This is a genomic window from Rhizobium sp. 05N430, assembly GCF_056396985.1.
Genome location: NZ_JBFTMO010000003.1, coordinates 462,842 through 487,806 on the forward strand (window position 1 = coordinate 462,842; position 24,965 = coordinate 487,806).

Genomic DNA, 24,965 nt, shown 5'->3' on the forward strand with positions numbered 1-24,965 from the left:
AACTTATTGCGGAGTTTCATCAGCATGACGCAGAAAATTGCCGACGAGATCGATCGCCGCATCCTCCGGGAGTTGGCAGCCGATGCACGTATCACCAACAACGAGCTGGCCGAGCGCGTCGGGCTATCGGCTTCCGCCTGCCTGAGGCGGTTGCGGCGGCTGGAGGAGACCGGTGTGATCAAGGGTTACACGGCGCTGATCGATCCCGCCGTCGAGGGCTGGACGATGACGGCGATCGCCTCGATCCGGCTCAGCCGCCAGCACGAGGATGAGATCCAGATGTTCGAGAATGCAGTACGCGGCTGGGACGAAGTATTGGAGTGCCATCTGGTAACCGGCTCGAAAGACTATGTGCTGAAGGTGATGAGTGCCGGGCTCGAACAGTACGAACGTTTCATCAAGGACAAGATCGCCAAGCTCAAATGCGTCGATACGATCGAGACCAGCTTCGTGATGAACACGATCAAGGCGCGGCGCTCCTAAGCCCCAGAAAAGCGCAGCAAAGATCCAAACGTTAAAAAATTCTCACGCAAGTTAACGGGTTGTTTACCACGTTTCGTGAAAGGTGCGCGGTGAGCAGTGGTAATCCGCATTCCGTTTTCAAGTCTCGCGTTTCTTCGGAATGCCGCTACGCCGTCCAGCTTGAGGAAAGTCTAAAAAACTAAACTCGGATGTACGGTCTCTCAAGCCAATAGCCGAACCCTGACGAGGGTTGAGGCAGACGAAGCGAGCAAGAAGATGAACGGATCGCGATCAAATTCTCCCCGGAGCCCCGAAAGGTCGTCTCTCGACGCGCTTAATCGCACGATCGAAGGCCTGGAGGCGCGCATCGAAGGACTGATGGGCGGCAATGGCCCGCGCGACGTTGCGCCCCGCAACGCGCCGCCGGAGCGTGACGCCTATGTGCGATCCTACGAGCAGCCGCGACCGGCCTACGCCGCTCCCGCAGCAGCACGTCCCGATCCGCTCGCCGAAATCCGCCAGCGCCAGCGCATGCTGGAACAGGGACGAGAACGCGCCGCCGCCGAACGCGCGGCAGCTGCTGCCGCCTATCGCGAACCGGCGCCGACGATCCGCGCTCCGGCGCCGGCCGCAGCACCGGCTCCCGCCTATGGCGCCTCCAGCGATACGATGACCGAGATCGCCCAGGCGCTCGTCAACCTGCGCCAGGATCTCAAGCGCGATATTTCCGAAGGTGTAACCCGCGAAATGAGTGCGCTGCGGAGCGAGCTTCGCGACCTCAAGTCATCGGCGCAAGATCGCCGCTTTGCCGACGACATCCGCGAAGACATGGGCCGCCTGGCCGAGAGCATCGACCAGCTGTCGCACCGCTCTGCCGGTCCGGAAGCCGCGGGACTGCGCAGCGAATTCGACGAACTGCGCTCGCTGATGGACGGCCTCGCCCGCGAAGATTCCGTGCGTCACATGGAAAGCCGCTGGGATGGTTTCGAAAACCAGCTGCACGCGCTCGACACGGCGGGCCTGCAGGAAGAGCTGGTGACGCTCGCCTACCGCCTTGACGATATCAAGCGCCACATCGGCGGCATGGGCGAAAGCCCGGCCGTGCGGGCACTCGAAGACAAGCTGATCTCCATTGCCAGCGCGATGGAACAGTTCGGCAGCATGATCCAGCCGCATGACCGGGCAATGTCAGAGCAGTTCGCGGCAATGGATACGCGCCTCGACGAAATCAGCCGGGCGATCGCCGCCAGCAGCCGCAATGCCACCAGCGGCGATCCGGCGCTGATGCACCGCCTCGAAGGCCGCCTGAACGCGCTGGCCGAACAGATCGACCTGATGGGCCGCAGCGTGGAGAGCCGCTCGAACCCTGCCGATGGCATGGCCGACCGGCTGGAAATGCTGACGCGCCGCGTCGAGGAACTGGCAAACACCAAGGCAAGCTCGCGCCTGGACGAACGGCTGGAACAGCTGTCCTACATGCTGGAGCGAACCCACAAGGCCGCTGCCCAGCCTGAGTTGAACGGCGCGCTGGCCGATATTTCCCGCAAGATCGATGCGCTCGAAATCGGTGCGGTCAACGATGTTCTGGCCGAGCGTCTCGATTATTTCGCCCGCCGTATCGACCAAATGGAAATGCAGCCTGCGCCGGTGGCCCAGGCGCCTGTCGATGACAGCGCCTTCCGCCGCATCGAGGGCCGCCTTAGCGACATCGCCGCCCGGCTGGAAGAAAGCACGGCGGCACCGGCAACCGACTCGCGCGCGCTGAAGAGCCTCGAGGACCAGATCGCCAATCTTTCGGCGCTGCTGCACGAACCGCGCGGCAACGAGGGCCTGTCGATCGATCTCGACCGTCGCATGGGCGCGATCGAAGATTACATGGCAACGAGCGACGAATATATCATCGAAGCCGCACGCCAGGCCGCAGAAGCGGTGGTCGATGCCTATTCCCGCAATGGCAACCTGCAGGCCGGCTCCGTCCCGGCCGCCGACATGTCGGCGCTGAACGCCCTTGCCGCCGATCTTCGCCAACTCGAGGATCTGAGCCGCAGCGGCGAGGAACGCACCCACAAGACGTTCCAGGCCCTGCATGAAACGCTCGTCCACATTGCCGACCGGCTTGACGACATGGAAACGCGCAACAGCAGGCCGGCTGCACGGATGCCGGCCGCCAATGCCGATTTCGAAGTCGATCCCTATTCGCTGATCCCGGCCGGCGCTGAGGCCGAAAGGCCTGCAGTGTTTGGAACGAAGACTGCCGCTGCCGCACCCGCTGCCCGCGCCGTCAGCGAACCGGCTGCGCCACAGCCGATGCAGCCTGCCGTCAGCCACACCAGCGCAATCGCCATCGAGGCCGCTACCAAGCCCGCCGCTGACGCCAAGCAGAGCAAGAGCCTGTTCCTGGCGCTCGGCAAGAAGCTGATGCCGGGCAAGAAGGCGCCGAAGGCCCAGGCTGGCGAGCGCACCATCATCGATCCGGTCCCGTCGATCGATCCTGTCGATGTCGTGCCGTCCGAAGAGGCCAACGAGCTGCTGGAGCCGGGCTCCGGCGCCCCTGACGTCAAGAAGATCCTGGAGCGGGTTCGCGCCAGCCAGAGTGCAGCGCGTGCCAATCCAAAGCCCGCGACCGAAAACGATCGCGCCGACTATATCGCGGCCGCCCGCCGCGCGGCACAGGCTGCCGCAATCGAATCCGACCCGAAGGCACAGCCGGTCAAGGGTGAGAAGAAGGCGAAGGCTCCGAAGCCTGCCGGTGGCGCGAGCTCGTTCTCGCGCTTCCGCCGTCCGCTGCTTCTCGCCGTCGGCGCCGTTCTTCTGGCGATCATGGCGTTCCCGCTTGCCCGGACGCTGACATCCGGCCAAAGCGCACCGCCGGCCGAAGTGGCCGTGCTGAGCGATGCCACGCAGACCCCGGCAACGGCCGACACCTCGGCCGCTCCGCAGGCCGATGCACCTGTAGCCGCCCAGAATGAAGCACCGGCTGCTCCCGAAGCTGCGGCTCAGACCGCCGTTCCGCCAGCTGCACCAACCGAGCACCTGACCGATGCGGCGCCGCTCGACGGCGAAGGCGCTGCGACCCTGACGCCGGGCGCCCCGACGCAGGACGCCACGGCCTTCGCGCCGAAGGATGCCCCGGCCTCGACCAACGCGGCACCGGCCCAGCCGGGCCTGACCATTCCTGACGTGATCCAGCCGGCGGCCCTTGCCGACGCTGCGCGCGCTGGCGATGCACTCGCCCTGTTCGAAATCGCTGCCCGTTACAGCGAAGGCCGCAACGGCGTGACGGTCAGCGAAGCCGATGCCGTCAAGTGGTACCAGCTTTCTGCGGACAAGGGCTTTGCCCCGGCGCAGTACCGCCTCGGCAGCATCTACGAAAAGGGCACCGGTGTCGCACGCGACATCAACAAGGCCAAGGACTATTACGAGCAGGCGGCCAACCAGGGCAATGCCAGCGCCATGCACAATCTTGCCGTGCTCTACGCCTCCGGCGCGCTCGGCCAGCAGGATTATGCGACGGCGGCGAACTGGTTTACCAAGGCTGCCAATCTCGGCATCACCGACAGCCAGTTCAACCTCGCCATCCTCTGCGCCCGCGGCAATGGCGTGACGCAGGATCTCGGCGAGAGCTACAAGTGGTTCGCGATCGCCGCCAAGGGTGGCGACAAGGACGCTGGTGCCAAGCGCGACGAAGTGGCCAAGGCGATGAAGCCTGCCGATCTCGACAAGGCGCGCGCCACCACCGATGCCTGGAAACCGCAGCAGCTCGACAACAAGGCCAACGGCATCGACGTGCCCGACGCCTGGACCGGCAAGGGCACCAGCACCTCCAGCGTCGACATGAAGAAGGCGATCCGCAACATTCAGGCGATCCTGAACAATAACGGCTTCGACGCCGGTACGCCTGACGGCGAGATGGGCGCCAAGACCGTCTCGGCGATCAAGAGCTTCCAGAAGTCGATCGGCCAGGATCCCTCCGGCAAGATCAACGACGACACCGTCAAGGCTCTGCTGGAGCGCAACGCCAAGAACGCCACCAAGGCATAACGCCGGCGTAAAAGCGTGAAATCGGAACGGCCCTTTTGCCTTCGCCGCAAAAGGGTCGTTTTGCTTTTGGAGTTTCGCCACCGTGATTGATTGTCAGCCGGGGGATTCGTGAGCATTCAGCTGGACAACGTGCCCTATTTCAGCCAGTGGGAAACGGCTGACATGACGTTGCCCGTACTTGCCGAGGGCTCCGCGGCGCTATTGCGCGATCCGCTCTGGCAGCGGTCGGGCGCGGAGACCGTAGAGGAATACGCGCGCTGGGCCGTCAACGTCTGCGGCATGGCCTGCCTGAAGATGGTGCTTGCCGCCCGCGGCGAGATCCATCCGACGCTGGCATTAGCGCGGGCCTGCACCGCCTATGGCGGCTATGTCGTCAACGAGCTCGACGCCTCGATCAAGGGGCTGATCTATGCGCCCTTCGTAACCTATGTGCGCGAGCATTTCGGACTTGCCGCCGAGACAATGACCGGCGTCCAGACATCAGCTATCCCGGCACTTCTGGTGGAGCGACCGTTCTTCATCGCCTCGGTCAATAGCGGCATTCGCTGGCCGGACCGCATGCCGCCGTCGAAGGGCGGACATCTGGTTCTGGTCACGGCTGCCTCGCCGGAGACGATCCGCTTCCACAATCCATCCGGCCACGATGCTGCGAGTCAGGCCGACGTGATGATGCCGCTTGCCGTCTTCGACCGCTTCTTCGCCAATCGCGGCATCGCCGTCGGCTTCTGACGATTTCAACACCAGATCATTCCGGAGGTTCTCATGACATCTTCCCGCAGCAAGCTGCGCATCGCCGTACTCTTCGGCGGCCGCTCGGCGGAACATGACGTTTCGGTGCTATCGGCAACGAACGTGATGCGGGCGCTGGAGCCTTCGAAATACGAAGCGGTTCCGGTGTTCGTCACCCGCGAGGGTCAGTGGCTGCTCAGCCGTTTCGAGAATGGAAACCTGACCAAGCCTCTCAGCGGCACCGAGCTAGCGCTTGTGCCGGGCGGATTTGGACGGATGATCGCGATCGACGCAGGCAAGATGAGCGATGCCGGCAAGATCGACATCCTGTTTCCGGTGCTGCACGGGATCCATGGCGAGGACGGATCGGTACAGGGACTGGCCGAGGTCGCCCGCGTGCCGCTGGTGGGCTGCGGCATCCTTGGCTCGGCAACAGCGCTCGACAAGGATATCGCCAAGCAGCTGCTGCGCGCAGCCGGCCTGCCGGTTGCCCGCGCAGTGACCATCCATGAGGGAAAGGCACCCACATTCGACGCCCTCGAAAATGAACTCGGCCTGCCGCTGTTCATCAAGCCGGCGCGGCAGGGTTCGTCGGTCGGTGTCCGCAAGGTTTCCGGCAGCCAAGAATTCGGCCCCGCGCTTGCCGAAGGCTTCAAGCATGACCGGAAACTGCTCGCCGAAGAATTCATTCGCGCACGCGAGATCGAATGCAGCGTGCTTGAAGACACCAAGGGCGGGCTATTCGTTTCGCGCCCCGGCGAGATCATCCCGGCCGAAAGCCATGGCTTCTACAGCTACGATGCCAAATATATCGACGAGGACGGCGCGGCGCTGAAAGTTCCTGCGGAGCTGCCGCCGGAGATCGAGGCAAAGATCCGCGAGACCGCGGCACTCGCCTTCCGCGCGCTTGGCTGCGACGGCATGGCTCGCGTCGATTTCTTCCTGACAGAAGACATGCGCTTCCTGATCAACGAAGTGAACACCATCCCCGGATTTACCGATATCAGCATGTATTCGAAGGCGATGGCGGCAAGCGGCGTCAGCTATCCCGAGGTCATCGACCGGCTTGTCGAACATGGGCTGGCACGGGCCGGTATCTAGGCAAGAGATGGTCCTTGCCCGACGCCACAGACCGGTGCCGGGCAAGAAAACATCGGGACTTCGCGAAGGCCTGTCATAAATCCTGAAAAAAGCCGGATTATTCGGGAGTTATCGCCGCGGAATGTGCGGAACGGATGTCGTTTCTCGAAAGCCTCTGGCAACGATTTCCAAGTATGATGCGCCATTCGAATAGGACAAGCGCGTCTGCCCGGCGGGGGCAGTGAGTAATCGGGGTCGGTTGTGGCAATTTATCTGCCCATCGCAGAGTTGTCGGTGAACATCTTCATCATTCTTGGCATGGGCGCCGCGGTCGGCTTCCTGTCGGGCATGTTTGGCGTTGGCGGCGGCTTCCTGATCACGCCACTCCTGATCTTCTACAACATACCGCCCGTCGTTGCCGTCGCCACCGGTGCCAATCAGGTCGTGGCATCGTCCATCTCCGGCGCGATCACGCATTTCCGGCGCGGCACGCTCGACGTCAAACTGGGATCGGTGCTGCTGATCGGCGGCCTTTCCGGCGCGACCGTCGGTATCTGGATCTTCTCGCTCTTGCGCCGTCTCGGTCAGCTCGACTTGTTCATCTCGCTGCTTTACGTTGTGTTCCTCGGCACCGTCGGCGGGCTGATGCTGCTCGAAAGCGTCAACGCGATGCGCCGCGCGGCAAAGAACGAGGCGCCGGCGCCGCGAAAGCCCGGGCATCACCACTGGGTGCATCGCCTGCCCTTCAAGGTGCGCTTCAAGAAATCGAAGATCTATCTCAGCGTCATCCCGGTGATCGCGCTCGGCTTCGGGATCGGCATCCTGACATCCGTCATGGGTGTCGGCGGCGGCTTCATCATGGTTCCGGCGATGATCTACCTGCTGCGTATCCCCACGAATGTCGTCGTCGGCACCTCGCTGTTCCAGATCATCTTCGTCACCGCCTACACGACGATCGTGCAGGCCGCGACGAACTTTTCCGTCGATATCGTACTGGCCTTCATCCTGATGGTCGCAGGCGTGATCGGCGCGCAATATGGCGTGCGGGTCGGCCAGAAGCTGCGCGGCGAGCAGCTGCGCGCCCTTCTCGGCCTACTGGTTCTTGCGGTCGGCATTCGTCTGGCGATTTCGCTGGTCGTCACGCCTGCCGATATCTACTCGATCGTGATGGGAGGCAATTGATGCGCTGCCTTCCGGCCTTCGCGCTGTCGCTCGCCCTCCTCCTGCCCGGCCTCGCATCGGCACAGATGCTACTGCCCGGGCAGAATTCCGAGAGCTCCCGCGAAGGCCTGGAGATCGGCACCTCGACCAGCGAAATCGCCATCACCTCCGATTTCCGCGGCGCGGACCTGACGATCTTCGGCGCCGTCACCGAGACCGACCAGCTGCTGTTGGCCGTAGGGCAATATGACGTGGTCGTCGTTCTGGAGGGTCCGCGCGAGAACGCCACGGTGCGCAAGAAGCAACGCGTCTTCGGCATCTGGATCAACACCAGCTCGATGACCTTCGAGGCGGTGCCGCATTCCTATTCGATGTCGAGCTCACGGGCGATCGATGACGTCACGACGCCGCTCGACCTCACCGACGAGGGGATCGGCATCGACCATATTCCGCTGACGCCGGTCGGCTATGTCGGCGACGGCAGCAGTCTCGGCGAATTCCGCGAGTCCTTCCGTCGGCTGCAGCAGAGCGGCGGCCTTTATGAGCGTGATCCCTCGGGGGTCCGCTTCGTCAGCTCCAACCTCTTCAAGGCGAGCCTGCGGCTTCCAGCCAATATTCCGAACGGCGTGCATACGGTGCGCGCCTACCTGTTCAAGAGCGGAAAGCTGGTGACGCAGAAATCCGTGCCGCTGCGCGTCATCAAAACCGGCATCGAGCAGATGATCACCGATGCAGCGCACGAGAAGCCGATCCTTTACGGTGCCTTCTCGGTGTTCCTGGCGCTGATCACAGGCTGGCTGGCCAGCATCGTCTTCCGCAAGGACTGATCAGGCGCTTTTCTTCCGCGCGACGACCTCAAGATAGGCTTCCGTCAGCCGCCCGAGGACCGAAGGCGTTCCCGGTGGAAGCTCCATGCCGAGATGCTTGGCGCGCAGCTCATCCATGAAATCGTTCCACAGCTGCGCTCCACCATTTTCCAGCAGTTCGGCGCGGATCGCCAGCTCCTCTGAAACAGGCATGTGCTTTCGCCCCCAGGCGCCCATCTGCGCCAACAAGGGCACGAGATCGATCGATATTTCGGTGAGGCTATAGACCGACTTCTGCTTGTGGCTCGGATCGTCTTCCTTGGTAAGCAACCCTTTGTCGACGAGACGGCGAAGGCGGTCTGCCAGGATGTTGGAGGCGATCCCCTCCACCGAATTCTGCAGCAGCTCGCGAAAATGGCGGCGATTGCCGAACATGATGTCTCGGATAACGATCAGGCTCCATCTGTCGCCGAGGACCTCGAGCGTCAGATTGATCGGGCAACCCGAGCGGTGCAACTCATTCATTCCCAGCCCCCAAAACCGATTGCATTTTGCCGGTGGTTTACCCCGTGCTCAACCGATTGCTTTTCGCAATCGGTTTTGACTATGATAGATTTAGACGTTCAAAGGGAGGAAATGCAAATGCGCAAGCTCGTTGTCTGGAATCTGATGACGCTTGATGGCTATTTCGAGGGCACGAAGCCTTGGGACATCGGATTTCATACGCTGGTCTGGGGGCCGGAACTGGAAGCCTATTCCGAGCAGTTCGGCAAGGAGGGCGATCTGCTGATCTTCGGCCGCAAGACCTATGAGGGGATGGCGGCCTATTGGACGACCACCGAGGACGAAGACAATATCAAGCCCTATATGAACAGCATCGCCAAGATCGCCGTTTCCCGCACCCTGACCGAGGCGACCTGGAACAACACGCGCGTCGTCAGCGATCCCGTCGCAGAGCTCACGAAGCTGAAACGGCAGGATGGCAAGACGATCTTCATCTTCGGCAGCGCCGAACTCGCCGATGGGATGCTGAAGGCCGGGCTGGTCGATGAGATCCGCATCTGCCTCGTGCCGGTCATCCTCGGCAGCGGCAATCCCCATTTCAAGCCCGCCAGCGAACAGCGCGCCCTGACGCTTATCGAGAGCACAACCACCAAGAACGGCGGCGTCATTCTGCGCTACGCGGTGCCGAAAGCGGCTTAAGTTTCGTCGAAAGTGCGGCCAAGAAGGCGGGCGTCGTCAAGCAGCCGAACAGCTGACTCTTACGCCTGCCGATCTGTGCTTCGATAGAATCGGCCATTTCAGCCTGTTTCACTCCCGCCACGCAGCCGGCTTCTGGCTGGAGACGGTTCTGTGGCTGAGAGATGGCGCCAATCCCTGGCCGCGCCAGTGCGTCCACATCCCGCCTTTTGAGGGACACAACTTCGCCTTTGAATAAAAACGGCTCTTTAAGATTTACGAGTTAGTAATCTCTCGAAACGAGAGGTTCAGTTTTGCGTATCCGTACACTTCTCGCCCTGGTGCTGCTGGCACTTGTTGCCGGCTGTGCGACGGCGCCCCGTCAGACACGAAATATCTGCGCGGTCTTCGACCAGCGCGACGGCCTGTTTACCAACTGGCAGCGCGAGGCCGAGCGCGCCGAAAAGAAATACGGCATTCCCGTGCCGATCCTGATGGCGACGATGTATGTGGAATCGGGCTTCCAGCCGAACGCCCGTCCGCCGCGCACGAAACTCTTCGGCTTCATTCCCTGGACGCGGCAATCGACCGCCTATGGATATTCCCAGGCGCTTGACGGCACCTGGGATCATTACCAGTCCGAAACAGGAAACTGGACCGGCCGCCGCACCAACTTCGCCGACGCGATCGATTTCATCGCCTGGTACCACTACAGCAACAGTCAGGCGACCGGCATCCAGCGCAACGATGCCTACAATCTCTACCTCGCCTATTATTCCGGCCCGACCGGCTACAAGCGCGGCGACTGGCGCTCGAACGGCCAGCTGCAGAAGACGGCGCAGAAGTTTGCGAACATGGCCGCAACCTATCAGCAGCAGCTGAATGGATGCGATTGAGGCGCGAGCTTAACCGCGCAGGTTTCCGAACCTGACGGAATAGATGCGGTCGCGGCCCAGGAGATGGGCGACGAGCGATGCGTGATCGAACAGGCCCTTCATCGCCTTGTGGCCGAGATCGAGGCCGCCGCTCATCACGCCGAAGGCAGGCATCAGCAGGCGGGAACCATCCGTGGCAAAGCAGGGACGGCGGATCGATTTTTCGCGGCGGCGGACGGTGGCGGCTGGGTGCAGGTGACCGGCGATTTCGCCCTGCTGCAATCCGCCCTTCGGCTCGTGGCGGAAGGTGAGGCCGCCATAGTGGATCTCGTCGGCGCAGATGCCGGGCAGATCGACGGTGCCGTCAGGGTCATGGTTGCCGTTGATCCATATCCATTCACGGCCGCGGGCCATGTCCGCAATCAGCATGCGGAAGGGTTCCGGCAGGTGCTGCGAACCGACGCGGTCATGAAAATTATCGCCGAGCGAGACGACGATCTTCGGATCGTAGCGGGCAATGACGGCCGAGAGAACGGTGAGCGTCGCCAGTGTGTCATAGGGCGGCAGCATCATGCCGCGGCGGGCGAAGGCGGCGCCCTTCTCCAGATGCAGGTCGGAGACGACGAGCATACCTGTTTCAGGCAGGTAGAGGGCGCCCAGGGGATCGCAGACCGCAGCAATGCCTGCGACCGACGTTTCCACGCCGGGCATCGGGACCAATCCGTTGAGTTCGCGCGCCAGCGCCAGGCGGTTCATTGCGGTCTTCTATCCTAAATCTTCAGCTCATCGCCTCGGCGATGAGGTCGTCTGCCGCTTCGGCCAGCAGCGCATCATGGGCTACGCCCGGCACCGCCTCCTTGCCGATCTCGAGCATGACGGGCACGGCGAGCGGCGAAATATGGTCCAGCGCACGATGCGTGATGTGACCCTTGATTCGTCTCAGCATATCGCCAAGCCGGGAAATATCCAAAAGCCCGGTGCCCGCATCCTGCCTGGTCGCCTGCAGCAGGATGTGATCAGGCTCGTGGCTGCGCAGCACGTCATAGATCAGATCCGCGGAAACGGTGACCTGTCTGCCGCTCTTTTCCTTGCCCGGGTGACGGCGCTCGATCAAACCTGCAATCACGGCGCAATTGCGGAAGGTGCGCTTCAAAAGGAAGGATTCGTCGAGCCAGGATTCAAGGTCGTCACCGAGCATGTCCTCATCGAAGAGATCGGCAAGGCTGAGGCGGCCACTTGAGATCATCTGGCCCATATCCTCCAAGCCCCAGATGCCGAGCGAATAATCGGTACAGACGAAGCCGAGCGGCTTGGCACCTGCCCGCTCCAGCCGCCGTGTCAGCAGCATGCCGAGCGTCTGATGGGCGAGCCGCCCTTCGAAGGGATAGGCGACCATGTAGCAGCGGCTGCCGCGCGGGAACGTTTCGATTAGCAGCTCGTCGCGCTTCGGCAGCATCGACTTGTCCTTCTGCAGCGACAGCCAGTCGCGCACCTGATCCGGCAGATGGTCCCAACGGTCAGGATCGGCGATCATCGAGCGGACTTGATCGGCGAGATAGGTCGAGAGCGGAAACTTGCCGCCGGCATAGGATGGGATCTTGGGGTCGAGCGAGAATGCCTGCGAGGCGAGCGCCTCGTTCTCGCGGATGCCCTCGAAGCGCAGCACCTTGCCGGAGAAGATGAAGGTATCGCCCGGAGACAGCTGCTCGAAGAAATACTCCTCCATCTTGCCGAGCACCGCGCCGCCGCGGCCGATACGCCCGCCCTCGCCACGCTTGACCATCTTCAGGTTCAGCATCGGGCTTTCGACGATGGTGCCGAGATTGAGCCGGTATTGCTGGGCCACCTGTGGATTGGAGACGCGCCAGAGACCGTCGCTGGTTTTGCGGATGCGGGCGTAGCGCTCGTAGGTGCGCAGCGCATAGCCGCCGGTGGCGACGAAATCGACGATCTGCTCGAAAGTTTTCCAGGCGAGATCGGCATAGGGGGACGCGGTCCGGATCTCGTCATAGAGCTGCAGCATATCGAACGGTTCGGCGCAGGCCATGCCGAGCACGTGCTGGGCCAGCACATCCAGCGCGCCACGGCCAACCGGCGGGGTGTCCTGCGCACCGATGTAATTCGCATCGAGCGCCGCCTGGCATTCCATCACCTCGAAGCGGTTGGCGGGCACGAGGATCGCCTTCGACGGTTCGTCCATTCGGTGGTTTGCACGGCCGATGCGCTGGGCGAGACGCGAAGCACCCTTGGGCGCGCCGACATGGATGACGAGGTCGACGTCGCCCCAGTCGATACCGAGATCGAGCGTCGAGGTGGCGACGACGGCGCGCAGCTTGTTGGCGGCCATCGCCGCTTCCACCTTGCGCCGCTGGCTGACATCGAGCGAACCGTGATGCAGGGCGATCGGCAGATTGTCCTCGTTGATCGTCCAGAGTTCCTGGAAGAGCATTTCCGCCTGCGAGCGGGTGTTGACGAAGAGCAGCGTCGTCTGGTGATCGAGAAGCTGTTTGTAGACATCAGGAATGGCGTATTTGGCGGAGTGACCCGACCAGGGAATGCGTTCCTCGGTTTTCAGGATCGAGATATCCGGCTTCGCGCCGCCTTCGACGGTGACGAGACCGGCATGTCTCTCCTCGCCCTCTTCCTGGGCCACCAGCCATTTTTGCAGGTCCATCGGCTCGGCGACGGTGGCGGAAAGGCCAATGGTCTGCAGATCGGGAGCGAGCATGCGAAGTCTGGCGATGCCGAGGGAGAGCATGTGGCCGCGCTTGGACGTCACAAGCGAGTGAAGCTCGTCCAGCACGATATACTTCAGGTCCTTGAAGAAGCGCTCGGCCTCGCCATTGGCGAGCAGCAATGCCACCTGCTCCGGCGTCGTCAGCAGGATATCGGGCGGGTTGAGCTTCTGGCGCTGGCGCTTGGCATTCGGCGTGTCGCCGGTGCGGTTTTCGATGCTGACGGGCAGGCCCATCTCTTCCACAGGCTTGGTCAGATTGCGCTCGATATCGACGGCGAGCGCCTTCAGCGGCGAGACATAGAGCGTGTGGATGCCGGTGAAGGCCGAGCCCGGCGGGATCTTGCCGCGGCGGGTCAGATCGATCAGCGCCGGCAGAAAACCGGCCAGCGTCTTGCCGGCGCCCGTTGGTGCGATCAGCAGCGTGCTCTCGCCGGTTTCGGCGCGAGCCAGCAATTCCAGCTGATGCGTGCGCGGCCGCCAGCCCTTTTCCGCAAACCAGCGGAGAAAAGGGGCAGGCAGGGCAAGGCTGGTATCGGCATCGACTTGGTCCACGCCATAAAGGTAGTGAAATCAGGGCGAAAGAGAAGAGCGCGATCTCACATCGCGATATAGCGGTCCTTGCGGTGATTGATGGCGAGCGTGAGGTTCAGGACCACTGCGCCAAGCACCGAGCAGGCGATGATGAACGGGCTGGCGACAAAGAAGGACAGCGCCAGAATGATGCCGTCGAAGCCGAGCTGGACGAGGCCTGCCCGCCAGCCGAAACGATCCTGGATATAGAGCGCCAGAATACCGACGCCGCCCAGGCTGGCGCGATGGCGGAAGAGCGCCAGCATGCCCGCGCCGATGACCAGGCCGCCGAAGAGGGCACCGACGATCGGATCGACATGCGAAAGACTGATGAAGCGAGGCGCAACCTCGGACAGTGCCGAGGTCATGGCGATCGCAATAAAGGTCTTGACCGTGAAGGCAGGCCCGAGGCGGCGAAAGGCGAGATAATAGAAGGGCAGGTTTACGGCGAAGAAGCAGAGGCCGAAGCTCCAGCCGGTGGCGTAATGCAACAGGAAGGCCATGCCGGCCGTGCCGCCCGTCAGAAGGCCAGCGCCTGAAAGCAGCGAGACGCCGAGCACCGCAAGCATGCTTCCGGCAACCAGGCCCTGGGCATCGTCCAGGAGCGAGTGGCGGTCTGCCGAAGAATTCAAGACGCCTGTGAATGCCATTATTCCCCCCTCCCGGTTTGGCTCTTTCTATCCTGACGGAGCCGCTTGGCAAGATGTCCCAGTCAGCGATCTGCATTTTCGCCGCATTGCTGGAGCGGCCTGACGGCTGACACAGAAGAGAGACAGAAGATGCCGACACGCCGCTCGATCCTTGCTGCCATCGGCGCACTCGCCCTTCTTCCCCGGATATCGAGAGCGGCAGCCGCGGCGCCCGCCAGCCTGACGCTTTGGCCAGGCTCTCCTCCGGGCGGTGGTGGTCCGTCGGGCGATGTGCGGCAGAATTCCAAGGGGGCGGTGAGCAACATCGGCATTCCTAAGATCGATGTCTTTGCGCCGCAAAGTCCCAATGGAACGGCCTTCCTGATCGCGGCGGGCGGCGGCTACAAGCGCATCGAGATGCGGAGCGAGGCGCTACCGGCCGCGCAATGGCTGAACGATCGCGGGATCACCGCCTTCGTGCTTTCCTACCGGCTTCCGGCCGAAGGTTGGGAGGCCGGGCCACTGGCGCCGCTGCAGGACGCGCAGCGTGCGCTGCGGCTGATCCGGGCAAATGCCGGAACCTTCCAAATCAATCCTGACCGCCTTGGAGTCCTCGGCTTTTCCGCCGGCGGCCATCTTCTTGGCCTGGCGGCGACGCGATCGGCTTTCGCTTCCTATGAGCCGATCGATGCGGCCGACAGGCTTTCGGCGCGGCCGGATCTTGCGGCATTGATCTATCCCGTCATCACCCTGAAACCGCCCTTCGATCATACCTCGACGCGAAAGGTGCTGATCGGCAGCCATCCGAGCCCGGCCCTCAGTTCGGAGTGGTCGGTGGAAGATCATGTGAAGGCGCGTTGCCCGGCGGTTTTCCTCGTGCAGGCGCAAGACGATCCGATTTCCGATCCGCAGAATACGCTGATCATGCAAGCCGCCTGCGAGAAGGCGGGTGTGCCGGTCGAGCTGCACCGGCTGGCGAGTGGCGGCCATGGCTTCGGCATGGGCGTGCCGGGCACTGATACGGGCGCATGGCCGGACTATTTTGCCACCTGGCTCGACAAGAAAATCCCGCCTCGCGGCTGAAATTTCCTCCTTTTTCACAACACGCTTGACTCCCGCGATAATCATGGATATTTTTTATCCACGAATTGAGGAGGTGACTTCGATGAAACTCAGCGATGGTGTCGAGCAGGCCATTCATTGCGTCGCGGTGCTTGCCGGCCTTTCTGCCGAAGGCGTGCTCTCGGCCGCCGCACTCGCCGAATTTCACGGTGTTTCGACGAGTTATCTCCTGAAGCATCTGCAGGCTCTTTCGGGGGCTGGTCTCGTCAAAACTGTGCCGGGGCCGAAAGGCGGGTACCGGCTGGCGAAGAGACCCGATGCTATTTCGCTGCTCGATATCGTGCTTGCCGTCGAGGGCCCGGCGCCCGCCTTCCGCTGCAGCGAAATTCGTCAGCGCGGGCCAAACCCGCTGCCGCAGCGCTACTTCACCAAGCCGTGCCAGGTCACGGCGGCGATGCTGAAAGCCGAGCGCGCCTATCGCGCCGAACTCGCCAAGACAAAGATCTCAGACATTCTGGCGGACCTTGCCGCCGATGATGACGGAGGCATCGCCGCCCGCGGTTGCGCCTTCATGGACTTGAACGAACGCAAAGCGGCTCGATGAGCCTTACCCCCAAAGGAGAATGACGATGCAACCCCGTTTCAATTTCGCCAAGGCTGCCCCTGATGCTTACAAGGCCGTCGCTGCATTGGAGCAGTATGTCCAGACCTCAGGTCTCGAGCGCCGCTTCATCCACCTGATCAAGCTGCGTGCCTCGCAGATCAACGGCTGCGCTTACTGCGTCGACATGCATGTGAAGGAATCGCGCCACGACGGTCTCTCGGAACAGTGGATCAACCTGATGTGCGTCTGGCGTGAATCGCCGGTCTATGATGCCAGGGAACGTGCGCTGCTCGGCTGGGTCGATGCTGTCACGAACATCGCTTCGACCGGCGCTCCGGATGCCGATTACGAAGCGCTGAAGGCGCATTTCGGCGAAGAAGAAATCACCAAGATTACCGTGGCGATCGGCGCGATCAATGTCTGGAACCGCCTCGCCGTAGGCTTCCGGGCACAGCACCCGATCGACCAGCCGGCAAAGGCTGCCTGAGGCTACGAGCCCCTCTCTCCAAACGGGGAGAGGGGTTCATTCATCAATTCGTCTTGGGTGCGGTCTGGACCGGCCGTTCGGCGGAGGGATCGACGCTGTTGAAGACCTGGCGGAGGGTCTGGGAGATTTCCTCGGCTGAGGCACCCTTCGCGTATTCTTCCTTCATGCGGCGTCTGACAAGCTTTTCCAGTTCTGACATATCGTCACCTCATCATTTCCGGCGCGAGGTCATTTTCGCGCTGCAGCATGGATGAGGCAAGTTACGATTTGTTCACGCGCGCTCACAGCGCGATGTAGCGATCGGCGCGATGGTTGATCGTCAAAAACAGATTGAGCACCACCGCGCCCAGCACCGAATAGAAGACAACCGGCGGCGTGGTGACGAAGAAGGCTGCCGCCAGCACGCACATATCGATGGCGAGCTGAACAAGACCGGCGCGGATGCCGAAACGCTCCTGCATATAGATGCCGAGAATGCCGACGCCGCCGAGGCTGGCGCGGTGGCGGTAAAGCGCCAGAAGGCCGAAGCCGAGCAGCAGGCCGCCGAGAAGGGCCGCCCATGCCGGCTGGATCGTGGCGATCGCCATGACCTTCGGCTGCAGGCTTGTCAGCGCCGAGGTGAGGCCGATGGCGATGAAGGTCTTCAGCGTGAAGGCGATGCCGAGACGCTTCCAGGAGAGATAGAAGAACGGCACGTTCAGAAAGAAGAAGGCCAGACCGAAATTGATGCCGAACGCATAGTGGAGCAGGAAGGCGATACCCGCGGTACTGCCGGTCAGGAGGCCGGCGCTGGCGAGAACATAAAGGCCGAGCGCGGAGACGAGGCTGCCGGTGAAGATGCCCTGGACATCCTCGACTGCCGTGTGACGCGTGGCGCTGGTGTTCCAGAAACCGAGGGCACTGATGAGCTGGGTCATGTCGCTAATCTCCAAACGGCAGACGAGTTCAAGAGCGCCGGAGACACTCCTGCGCGATGGATTTTCGATGATGAGAGAGCCGGGGCGTTCCTGCTTTCGATCGCGGCGCCGGTCGGCTTATGGGGGAATTATTGGGCTTTTCGCACTTGCGAGCAAGTGAAATATGTAAGCAATGCTGACCTATTTCAAATTCGCAAGATTTGTGCGTTCACTTGCCCCGGCGCGTAAGGAACAAAATACCGGAAACCGGTTTTCCGCCATCTTTGCGAATGGTGGTTTTCTCGATTTTCAGCACATCGAAGCCGTGGCGAGCGGAGAGGGCTCGGACATAGGTTTCCGTGTGGGCATATCGCAGCGAAGGCGCCAGATGAAAGCTATCGCCCTCGCCTGCATCCTCGACAGAGAAGGCGAAATCGCCGCCCGGCACCGCAAGCTGTTCGGCGATCACGAAGACGCTTTCGAGATTGCCGAGATACATCAGGACGTCGGCAGCGGTGATCAGGTCAGCGCGGGTTTCGCTTCTGCCTGAAAAGATGCCGGAGCTTTCGGGAGAGCGCGAGAGATCGGCCTGGGCCAGATGATCGTAGATCGCCTTCTCTTCCGCCTTGGCCAGCATGTTCTGCGAGAGATCATAGCCCTCAAGCACATCGACGGTGTCGCGGATTTCCGGCCCGAGGAGGCCTGTGCCGCAGCCGAGATCGACGGCCAGCGTATAGCGGCGGCCGGTGGATGCCACGAGGGCCGCCAGCTTCTGCGGGACTGAATAGTCGAGCTTTTCGACAAGCGATGTCTCGAAGCGCCCGGCATAATCGTCGAAGAGACGCTCGACATAGCGGCTCGGCGGCTGGTCCGGTGTGGCCGCTTCGCCGAGCAGCGCGAGCTTGAGACCCGCGCCGAAGACATCCTCGGGGTCGAGCGCGACGGTCTGCCTGTAGCCATCGGCTGCGCCAGCCGTGTTGCCGGCCTTTTCCCGGTAGGTCGCCAGCCGGTACCAACCGGCCGCCCAGGATGGCGTCAGTTCCAGGGCCTGTTCCATGAGTTCCGCCGCCGCCTCCGGCTCGCCGCCCTCATCGAGCATCTTGGCGTAATCGGCGCGGCGGTCGGCAATGACGTCGCCTGAAGAGAGCTGGCTCTGCTGCATGATGGGCCCTGTTGAATGCTCGCGCATTTGGCGGTGGCCACAAAAAAACTCAAGTCCTATTTCAGAGGCGGGGCGGACAGCTCTGGAAAAGGCTTGCGAGCAATGATTCGCGACCGTATCTCAGGGCAAACAGGAGATGTGAATGTCCGATCAGGTGAACAAGTTTCTCGGCGACTCGCTCGGCCGAACTTTGGTGAAGCTCTTGGTGGTTTCGCTGATCGTCGGCTTCGTCATGACGATCTTCGGCTGGACGCCGTATGAGATCGTCTACGGCATTCGCGATTTCATCCGGGAAATCTGGTATCGCGGCTTCTCGGCCCTCGGCCGCGTCGGCGATTATCTGCTGCTCGGCGCCACGATCGTCATTCCGATCTTCGTCATCATCCGTCTCTTCAAGTATCGCCGCTGATCATGACCGTCACAATCGTCTCCCGGCGCGGGTTGCTGCGCCTTTCCGGCCTTGCACTTGTCGCGGGCGTTGCAAGCTGCACCACCACACCGAAGATGTCGTCGACGCCCTCGGACGGTCAGGATGAGACAGCGGCGGCCCTGCCGCTCGTCAATCAGCTGCGTGCCAAGAACGGCCTGCCGCCGCTCAGCATCGATCCGGCGGCAAGTGCGGCGGCAATCTTCCAGGCGAAGCGCATGGCGAGCGCCGGCAAGATGGCGCATCTCATAGGCATGTCCGACAGCTTCGGCGCCCGCGTGAAGGCGAGCGGGGTACAGCTTCCTGCCGCCGAGAATATCGGCGTCGGCCAGAAGTCTGTCGATGGCATCGTTCAGGCGTGGATCAACTCGCCGCATCATCTGGAAAACATGCTCGGCCGCTATAGCGGCGTCGGCGTTGCCGTCGCGCATAATGCATCTTCCAACAACTGGCCCTATTGGGCCATGGTGCTCTCGAACTGAGGCGATTCTGCCTCCCGTTTCGAGGCAGGCATGAGCAGGACTGAAGACCACGCCCCATTGGCATTCGACGTGACGCACCGGCTGGTGCTGTCGATTGCCATCCCGATGACCCTTGGCTTCATGACGACGCCGTTGCTCGGCCTTGTCGATACCGGCGTCGTCGGCCATATGGGCCAACCCGACGCGCTTGCCGGTCTTGCCATCGGCGCCATGCTGTTCGACCTCCTCCTCGGCAGCTTCAACTTTCTAAGAGCCTCGACGACCGGCCTGACGGCGCAGGCGCTTGGCCGGCGTGATCTGCGGGAGCAGCAGGGCGTGTTCTGGCGGGCGATGATTTCGGCGATCGGCTGCGGCGTATTGTTGCTCTGTCTGTCCCCGCTGCTTCTGGCAGCGGGGCTGAAGCTGATGGGACCGGAAGCGGCCGTGGCGCAGGCGACCAGCACCTATTTCTCGATCCGCATCCTGGCGGCGCCCGCCGCACTCGCAAATTATGCCATTCTCGGCTTCGTCCTCGGACGCGGCCAGGGCACGATCGGGCTTTCGCTGCAAATCCTCATCAACGGCATCAACATCGTGCTCGCCATCTATCTCGGTCTGGAGCTTGAATGGGGTGTCGCAGGCGTCGCCTGGGGCACGATGGTCGGCGAAACGGTCGGTGCGCTCGCCGGTCTGGCAATCGTGTTGCGCAGCTTCAGAGGAAGTCAACGGCCGCAACGCGCCGAAATTCTGTCGCGGCACCGGCTTGCAGAGCTTTTCGCGCTGAACCGCGATATCCTGATCCGCACCTTTGTGCTGATTGGCTCCTTCGCCATCATGACCCGAATCGGCACCAGCTTCGGCGCCGTGACGCTGGCGGCCAATGCGGTGCTGATGAACTTCTTTCTGCTGTCCGGTTATTATCTCGATGGCCTTGCCAACGCTGCCGAGCAGATCACCGGCCGGGCAATCGGCGCTGCCCACCGTCCGGCTTTCGATCGCGGCCTGAAGCTGACGGCGATCTGGTCGTTCGGACTTGCGGCCGCCGTTTCGGCCTTCTTCTTTGCGGCCGGCCCGTGGCTGATCTCGGTGCTGACCACATCGCCCGATGTCCGCGAGGCCGCGAACACCTACATGCCCTGGGCAGCGATCACCGGGCTGACCGGAGCTCTCGCCTTCCTGATGGACGGGGTCTTCATCGGCGCGACGTGGTCTTCAGACATGCGCAATCGCATGCTGATGTCCTTTGCCGGATATCTGGCAGCGCTGGCGATCTTCGTGCCGCTGTTCGGCAATCACGGCCTCTGGCTGGCGATGAACGCCTTCCTGCTGTTTCGCGGCATCTTCCTGGCGATGCTGGTCAAGCCGCGCGCCGATCAGACCTTCGCGGCAGCCCAGTGATCGAGCCTGCTGTCGCGCAGCTCGCGGATCGATGAGACCTTCTCGCGGTCAACAAGCTTCGAGAGACCGCGGATGATGTCGCCAGCTAGCCCCGGGCCTTCATAGACCATGCAGGAATAGAGCTGCACGAGGTCCGCGCCGGCCTTGATCTTCTCCAGCGCGGTTTCAGCCGAGGAGACGCCGCCGACGCCGATGATCGGCAGGGACGGACCGACGCGCTTGCGCATCCGCGCCAGAACCGCCGTCGATTTGGCAAACAGCGGTGCGCCGGAAAGCCCGCCGGCCTCCTTCGCCTGCCGCTGATCCTTCAGGCCATCGCGGGCGAGCGTGGTGTTGGAAACGATCAGACCATCCAGCGCATGCGCCAGGGCTTCGGCGGCGATATCGTCCATGCCTTCTTCCGTCAGATCAGGCGCGATCTTCAGGAAAACCGGCACGCGGCGGCCAGCCTTCTTCGCTTCCTCGTCGCGGGCGGCGAGAACGGCGGACAGAAGGGCCGCAAGGCTTTCGCGCGCCTGCAGATCGCGCAGGCCGGGCGTGTTGGGCGAGGAGATATTGGCGGTGAAATAGCGGGCGACGGAATAGAAGCGGCGGATGCCGGTGACGTAATCGCCGATCCGGTCTTCGCTATCCTTGTTGGCGCCGATGTTGACGCCGATAATGCCATCGCCTCGGATCGCCGAGAGGCGCTGGAAGGCCGCCTCGTGGCCTTCGTTGTTGAAGCCGAGCCGGTTGATGACGGCGTTGTCTTCGACCAGGCGGAATATGCGCGGGCGCGGATTGCCGGATTGCGGCTTGGGCGTCACCGTGCCGATTTCCGTGAAGCCGAAGCCGAGCCGCAGAAGCGCTTCCGGAACCTCGGCATTCTTGTCATATCCGGCTGCCATGCCGAGCGGATTGGCGAATGTCAGGCCGGCGACCGTTTGCGCAAGCCGCGGATCGGCAGGAATGCGGCAAGCCGGTACGAGGCCCGATTTCAGCCCGGCGATCGACATGCCATGCGCCGTTTCCGGATCGAAGAGGAAGAGGCCCTTACGGGTGGCCTGCTTGAAAAGGTCCAGCATCAGATAAGCTCCGGAAAGATGTGATTGCCTGCCTCATCGAGCAGCAGCGGCTTTTCCGAGATCACCGCCGAAAGCGGCAGCTCGCCATAGAGATGCGGGAAGAGATCGCCGCCGCGCGAGGCCTCGAAGATCAGCTTGTCGCCGAGCCTTGCGCCGTCGATCGCAACGAGCATCAGCCCCGTCTGCCCTGCGAAATAGAACGCTGCCGTCTGGCGCGCCTGGGCGGCGGTCGAGAGGTGAATGAAACCATCGTTGAGATCGATACCGGCGCCGAGGAAGACGCCTGCTTCCCGCGCCTGCTGCCAGAGCGTTTCCGTCACGATCTTGTAAACGGCCGGTGTCACGGTCATGATAACCTCACGAATGGCTGATCCTGGTTGCCAGCGCTTTGCCGCAAAGAGACGGCGATGTCCACGGCCCGCAGGCGAAAAACGACAGCCGCACCCAAAATCCGGAGGATGATCTTATGAAGACGATCGCAATCGGACTTGCAGCCTTGCTTATCCCCGCCACTCTTTCTGCCGCCGAAGCTGACGCGGCGCGCTTTCAGCTGGAGCGCAGCGGCGACCACTTCATCCGTCTCGACAAGCAGACCGGCGCGATGTCGCTTTGCGAGGAGAAAGAGGGATCGCTGGTCTGCCGTATGGCAGCCGATGAGCGGGCCGCCTACGAGGATGAGCTCGACCGGCTCTCGGAGCGCGTCGGCGCGCTCGAGAACAAGAGCATCGTCAACAAGGCCCTGCCCTCGGATGCCGAGATCGACCGCTCGATCAGCATCATGGAAAAGATGATGAAGAGCTTCATGGGCGTCGTGAAGCAATTCCAGGAGGATGAGAAGACGGCGCCCCTTCCGCAAAAGACCTGATTTGATATAGTCATATAAGAATGGAGACATGTGTGGCGCGCGCCGCCGCATGTGGGAGGACGGGATCGGCTCTTGGGAGGGAGTGATCGATGCAGGAACAGACGATCATCATTGCAGACGATCACCCGCTTTTCCGGGATGCGCTGCGTCAGGCCGTATCCGGCATGGACGGACAGCAATCGATTATCGAGGCCGGTGATTTCAGCGCGGCGCGTGCTGCCGCCGGCGATCATCCTGATGCCGACCTGATGCTGCTCGATCTGGCCATGCCAGGGGTCAGCGGGTTTTCCGGCCTGATGTCGCTGCGTTCGGAGTTCGCCAGCCTGCCGATCGTCATCATCTCGGCAACAGACGACGCGACGACGATCCGCCGGGCGCTGGAACTCGGCGCTTCGGGCTTCATTTCGAAATCATCCGGTATCGAGGATATCCGGCGCGGCATCCAGACGGTGCTAGCCGGCGATATCGCCACGCCTGAGAATTATCGCGACGGGCAGGAGCAGGACCCTGACGTTGCCGATCTCATCCACCGCCTGCATACGCTGACGCCGCAGCAGAGCCGCGTTCTCACCATGCTGGGCGAAGGCCTGCTCAACAAGCAGATCGCCTATGAACTCGGCGTCTCCGAAGCGACGATCAAGGCGCATGTTTCGGCTATCCTGCTGAAACTCAATGTCGACAGCCGCACCCAGGCGGTGATCCAGCTCGGCAAGATCAACATGGCGATGGTCGCCTGATCCAAAACAGGATTTTATTCCTCTTTGCTCTTTACTCTCCTTACTGTTGGCGTTAATCTTTGCGCCGACTGGAGAGTAGCGCTCAGCGCGCAGGATCATGCACGATGCTGTCACACGAGCAGATTTGGGGAGCGATCGACAGGCTTGCCGAACGGCACGACCTGACGCCCTCGGGTCTTGCCCGCCGTGCGGGGCTCGACCCCACCTCCTTCAACAAGTCCAAAAGGCTTTCCACTGACGGCAGGATGCGCTGGCCTTCGACCGAATCCATCGCCAAGGTGCTGGATGCGACCGGCGCGACCATGGAGCAGTTCCTGACCTTCATGCGCCCGGCCACCGGCTTTTCCGGCATTCCCGAGGGCGCCTTTCCGGCTCAGGGCAGTTCGATACCGCTTCTCGGCTTCGCACAGGCGGGCGCAGGCGGCTTTTTCGACGATGGCGGCTTTCCGGCCGGTCAAGGCTGGGACGTCGTGGAATTCCCGGCTGCTGCCTCACAAAAGGCCGGTGTCTACGCGCTCGAAGTCCAGGGCGACAGCATGATGCCGCTCTACCGGGATGGCGATGTGCTGATTGTCGAGCCCGGCGCACAGGTGCGCCGCAATGACCGCGTCGTCGTCAAGACGCGCGAGGGTGAGGTGATGGCAAAAGTGCTCTTGCGCCAGAGCCCGCGGTCGATCGAGCTGATGTCGCTCAACCCCGAGCACCCGAACCGGATATTCGAGCTCTCCGATGTGGATTGGATTGCCCGCATCATCTGGGCCAGCCAATAGGAAAATCTTCCATGCGGCCTGCGGCACTTCTGACAGCTGTTGCGGGGATCGCCATTGTTGCGGGCATGCTGGCAGCCGGGCGGGAGCGGTTTTCCGGGGATGATGCCGCGGCAGTAGAAAGCGAAGCGCCCGCTCCGGCTACCTCAGAGGCCGCAAGTGCTGCACCGCCGCCTGCTCAGAAGCCGCCTGCCCCCGAAGTCAGCATGAATGCCAGACCTGTTGACAACGGCAGCCAGTTCTATCCGGCAGCGGTCGACGGAAAGCCCTTGGAACGCGTTGCGGCGCCCGAGCCGGAAAAGCCGAAACCCGAACCGAAAAAGGGTGCCGTGCTGCCGCGGCCGGTTGCCGAAAGCGCCGGCATGCTTGCCTTCGGCGACCGGAAGCTGGCGCTTGCCGGTATCCTGCCGACGCCTGATGACAAGAGCTGCAAGGATGACGATGGCAGCGATTGGCCATGCGGCATGCTTGCGAAGACGAATTTTCGGCTGTTCCTTCGCCTGCGCTCGGTGACCTGCGATCTCGACGACGCCAACTGGAAGGGCACGGCGACGGCCAGCTGCAAGATCGGCACGCAGGATCTTTCGGAATGGCTCGCCGAAAACGGCTGGGCGGAAGCAGCGCCGGGCTCCGCCTTTGCTGCAGTCTCCGAGACGGCCAGGGCGGACAAGAAAGGCATCTTCGGCGACGACCCGCGCAAGGGTGCGCCGATCGCACCGCCAGCCGATCCGCCGCCTGACGACAATCCCCTCGATCCGACCTGACG

At 62.4% G+C, this 24,965-nt stretch carries 27 protein-coding genes; 18 read left to right on the top strand and 9 right to left on the bottom strand.

From position 1 onward, the window contains the following. Positions 1-24: 24 nt before the first annotated feature. The 6 genes from AC1DJO_RS09715 (at position 25) to AC1DJO_RS09740 (ending at position 8,300) form a co-directional block, all read left to right on the top strand. A complete protein-coding gene (locus AC1DJO_RS09715) occupies positions 25-483 on the top strand; it encodes an Lrp/AsnC family transcriptional regulator (RefSeq protein WP_112387521.1) in 459 nt (152 codons plus the stop codon). 255 nt (positions 484-738) lie between these two features. Next, complete coding sequence (locus AC1DJO_RS09720) at positions 739-4,503, top strand: peptidoglycan-binding protein (RefSeq protein ID WP_477970129.1); 3,765 nt, start codon at positions 739-741, stop codon at positions 4,501-4,503. 114 nt (positions 4,504-4,617) lie between these two features. Then, positions 4,618-5,232 carry a C39 family peptidase gene (locus AC1DJO_RS09725; protein WP_477970327.1) on the top strand — a complete coding sequence of 205 codons (615 nt, stop codon included), beginning with the start codon at positions 4,618-4,620 and terminating at the stop codon, positions 5,230-5,232. A 33-nt stretch (positions 5,233-5,265) separates the two neighbouring features. After that, entirely contained in the window at positions 5,266-6,333 is a 1,068-nt protein-coding gene (locus AC1DJO_RS09730; protein ID WP_477970131.1) for a D-alanine--D-alanine ligase family protein, read from the top strand. A gap of 240 nt (positions 6,334-6,573) precedes the next feature. After that, positions 6,574-7,494 (top strand): sulfite exporter TauE/SafE family protein, encoded by a 921-nt coding sequence (locus tag AC1DJO_RS09735; RefSeq protein WP_112387518.1) that lies wholly within the window; start codon positions 6,574-6,576, stop codon positions 7,492-7,494. Beyond that, entirely contained in the window at positions 7,494-8,300 is an 807-nt protein-coding gene (locus AC1DJO_RS09740) for a TIGR02186 family protein (RefSeq protein WP_112538581.1), read from the top strand. Before AC1DJO_RS09735 ends, AC1DJO_RS09740 begins: the two co-directional genes overlap by 1 nt. Here the strand turns inward: AC1DJO_RS09740 and AC1DJO_RS09745 are convergent, their stop codons facing one another. Further along, entirely contained in the window at positions 8,301-8,804 is a 504-nt protein-coding gene (locus AC1DJO_RS09745) for a winged helix-turn-helix transcriptional regulator (RefSeq protein WP_477970133.1), read from the bottom strand. 117 nt (positions 8,805-8,921) lie between these two features. Between AC1DJO_RS09745 and AC1DJO_RS09750 the strand changes: the two genes are divergently transcribed. Both AC1DJO_RS09750 and AC1DJO_RS09755 read left to right on the top strand, forming a co-directional pair. Next, positions 8,922-9,482, top strand: a complete 561-nt coding sequence (locus AC1DJO_RS09750; RefSeq protein WP_477970135.1) for a dihydrofolate reductase family protein — start codon at positions 8,922-8,924, stop codon at positions 9,480-9,482. Positions 9,483-9,772: 290 nt separating this feature from the next. Then, a complete protein-coding gene (locus AC1DJO_RS09755) occupies positions 9,773-10,354 on the top strand; it encodes a transglycosylase SLT domain-containing protein (RefSeq protein ID WP_477970137.1) in 582 nt (193 codons plus the stop codon). Between the two features lie 9 nt (positions 10,355-10,363). Here the strand turns inward: AC1DJO_RS09755 and pdeM are convergent, their stop codons facing one another. From pdeM to AC1DJO_RS09770, 3 genes are read right to left on the bottom strand one after another with little or no spacing between them, the layout of a single operon-like run. After that, complete coding sequence (pdeM, locus tag AC1DJO_RS09760; protein WP_477970139.1) at positions 10,364-11,089, bottom strand: ligase-associated DNA damage response endonuclease PdeM; 726 nt, start codon at positions 11,087-11,089, stop codon at positions 10,364-10,366. Positions 11,090-11,111: 22 nt separating this feature from the next. After that, positions 11,112-13,622, bottom strand: coding sequence for a ligase-associated DNA damage response DEXH box helicase (locus AC1DJO_RS09765; RefSeq protein ID WP_477970141.1), 2,511 nt, complete (start codon positions 13,620-13,622; stop codon positions 11,112-11,114). A gap of 44 nt (positions 13,623-13,666) precedes the next feature. Further along, complete coding sequence (locus AC1DJO_RS09770; RefSeq protein WP_477970143.1) at positions 13,667-14,290, bottom strand: YitT family protein; 624 nt, start codon at positions 14,288-14,290, stop codon at positions 13,667-13,669. A gap of 129 nt (positions 14,291-14,419) precedes the next feature. Here AC1DJO_RS09770 and AC1DJO_RS09775 point away from each other — a divergent pair, with 129 nt between their 5' ends. The 3 genes from AC1DJO_RS09775 to AC1DJO_RS09785 all read left to right on the top strand — a co-directional run bounded on the left by AC1DJO_RS09775 (position 14,420) and on the right by AC1DJO_RS09785 (position 16,422). Continuing rightward, on the top strand, positions 14,420-15,352 hold the full coding sequence (locus tag AC1DJO_RS09775) for an alpha/beta hydrolase (protein WP_477970145.1): 933 nt from the start codon (positions 14,420-14,422) through the stop codon (positions 15,350-15,352). An 82-nt stretch (positions 15,353-15,434) separates the two neighbouring features. Beyond that, positions 15,435-15,935, top strand: coding sequence for an RrF2 family transcriptional regulator (locus AC1DJO_RS09780; RefSeq protein ID WP_477970147.1), 501 nt, complete (start codon positions 15,435-15,437; stop codon positions 15,933-15,935). A gap of 25 nt (positions 15,936-15,960) precedes the next feature. Continuing rightward, positions 15,961-16,422 carry a carboxymuconolactone decarboxylase family protein gene (locus tag AC1DJO_RS09785; RefSeq protein ID WP_112387508.1) on the top strand — a complete coding sequence of 154 codons (462 nt, stop codon included), beginning with the start codon at positions 15,961-15,963 and terminating at the stop codon, positions 16,420-16,422. 43 nt (positions 16,423-16,465) lie between these two features. Here AC1DJO_RS09785 and AC1DJO_RS09790 read toward each other — a convergent pair whose 3' ends face one another. From AC1DJO_RS09790 to AC1DJO_RS09800, 3 genes are all read right to left on the bottom strand, one after another. Beyond that, positions 16,466-16,621 carry a hypothetical protein gene (locus tag AC1DJO_RS09790; RefSeq protein ID WP_310293121.1) on the bottom strand — a complete coding sequence of 52 codons (156 nt, stop codon included), beginning with the start codon at positions 16,619-16,621 and terminating at the stop codon, positions 16,466-16,468. Positions 16,622-16,703: 82 nt separating this feature from the next. Next, positions 16,704-17,339 carry a YitT family protein gene (locus AC1DJO_RS09795; RefSeq protein WP_112387507.1) on the bottom strand — a complete coding sequence of 212 codons (636 nt, stop codon included), beginning with the start codon at positions 17,337-17,339 and terminating at the stop codon, positions 16,704-16,706. Between the two features lie 208 nt (positions 17,340-17,547). Next, complete coding sequence (locus AC1DJO_RS09800; protein ID WP_477970149.1) at positions 17,548-18,480, bottom strand: class I SAM-dependent DNA methyltransferase; 933 nt, start codon at positions 18,478-18,480, stop codon at positions 17,548-17,550. Positions 18,481-18,622: 142 nt separating this feature from the next. Here AC1DJO_RS09800 and AC1DJO_RS09805 point away from each other — a divergent pair, with 142 nt between their 5' ends. From AC1DJO_RS09805 to AC1DJO_RS09815, 3 genes are read left to right on the top strand one after another with little or no spacing between them, the layout of a single operon-like run. Further along, a complete protein-coding gene (locus tag AC1DJO_RS09805; RefSeq protein ID WP_477970151.1) occupies positions 18,623-18,889 on the top strand; it encodes a DUF6460 domain-containing protein in 267 nt (88 codons plus the stop codon). Between the two features lie 2 nt (positions 18,890-18,891). After that, positions 18,892-19,389, top strand: coding sequence for a CAP domain-containing protein (locus tag AC1DJO_RS09810; protein WP_477970153.1), 498 nt, complete (start codon positions 18,892-18,894; stop codon positions 19,387-19,389). Between the two features lie 30 nt (positions 19,390-19,419). Continuing rightward, positions 19,420-20,766, top strand: coding sequence for an MATE family efflux transporter (locus AC1DJO_RS09815; protein ID WP_477970155.1), 1,347 nt, complete (start codon positions 19,420-19,422; stop codon positions 20,764-20,766). Here the strand turns inward: AC1DJO_RS09815 and AC1DJO_RS09820 are convergent. Both AC1DJO_RS09820 and AC1DJO_RS09825 read right to left on the bottom strand, forming a co-directional pair. Then, entirely contained in the window at positions 20,742-21,830 is a 1,089-nt protein-coding gene (locus AC1DJO_RS09820) for a quinone-dependent dihydroorotate dehydrogenase (protein WP_477970157.1), read from the bottom strand. The two genes, AC1DJO_RS09815 and AC1DJO_RS09820, sit on opposite strands and share 25 nt — an antisense overlap. Further along, complete coding sequence (locus AC1DJO_RS09825; RefSeq protein WP_477970159.1) at positions 21,830-22,180, bottom strand: DUF952 domain-containing protein; 351 nt, start codon at positions 22,178-22,180, stop codon at positions 21,830-21,832. Before AC1DJO_RS09825 ends, AC1DJO_RS09820 begins: the two co-directional genes overlap by 1 nt. A gap of 116 nt (positions 22,181-22,296) precedes the next feature. Between AC1DJO_RS09825 and AC1DJO_RS09830 the strand changes: the two genes are divergently transcribed. The 4 genes from AC1DJO_RS09830 to AC1DJO_RS09845 all read left to right on the top strand — a co-directional run bounded on the left by AC1DJO_RS09830 (position 22,297) and on the right by AC1DJO_RS09845 (position 24,963). Then, a complete protein-coding gene (locus AC1DJO_RS09830) occupies positions 22,297-22,695 on the top strand; it encodes a hypothetical protein (protein ID WP_477970161.1) in 399 nt (132 codons plus the stop codon). 89 nt (positions 22,696-22,784) lie between these two features. Further along, positions 22,785-23,432, top strand: a complete 648-nt coding sequence (locus AC1DJO_RS09835) for a response regulator transcription factor (protein WP_112387500.1) — start codon at positions 22,785-22,787, stop codon at positions 23,430-23,432. A gap of 104 nt (positions 23,433-23,536) precedes the next feature. After that, the gene (locus AC1DJO_RS09840; protein WP_477970163.1) at positions 23,537-24,202 is read left to right on the top strand and encodes a S24 family peptidase; all 666 of its coding nucleotides are present in this window, start codon (positions 23,537-23,539) and stop codon (positions 24,200-24,202) included. An 11-nt stretch (positions 24,203-24,213) separates the two neighbouring features. Next, positions 24,214-24,963, top strand: coding sequence for a thermonuclease family protein (locus AC1DJO_RS09845; RefSeq protein WP_477970165.1), 750 nt, complete (start codon positions 24,214-24,216; stop codon positions 24,961-24,963). Positions 24,964-24,965 lie beyond the last annotated feature (2 nt).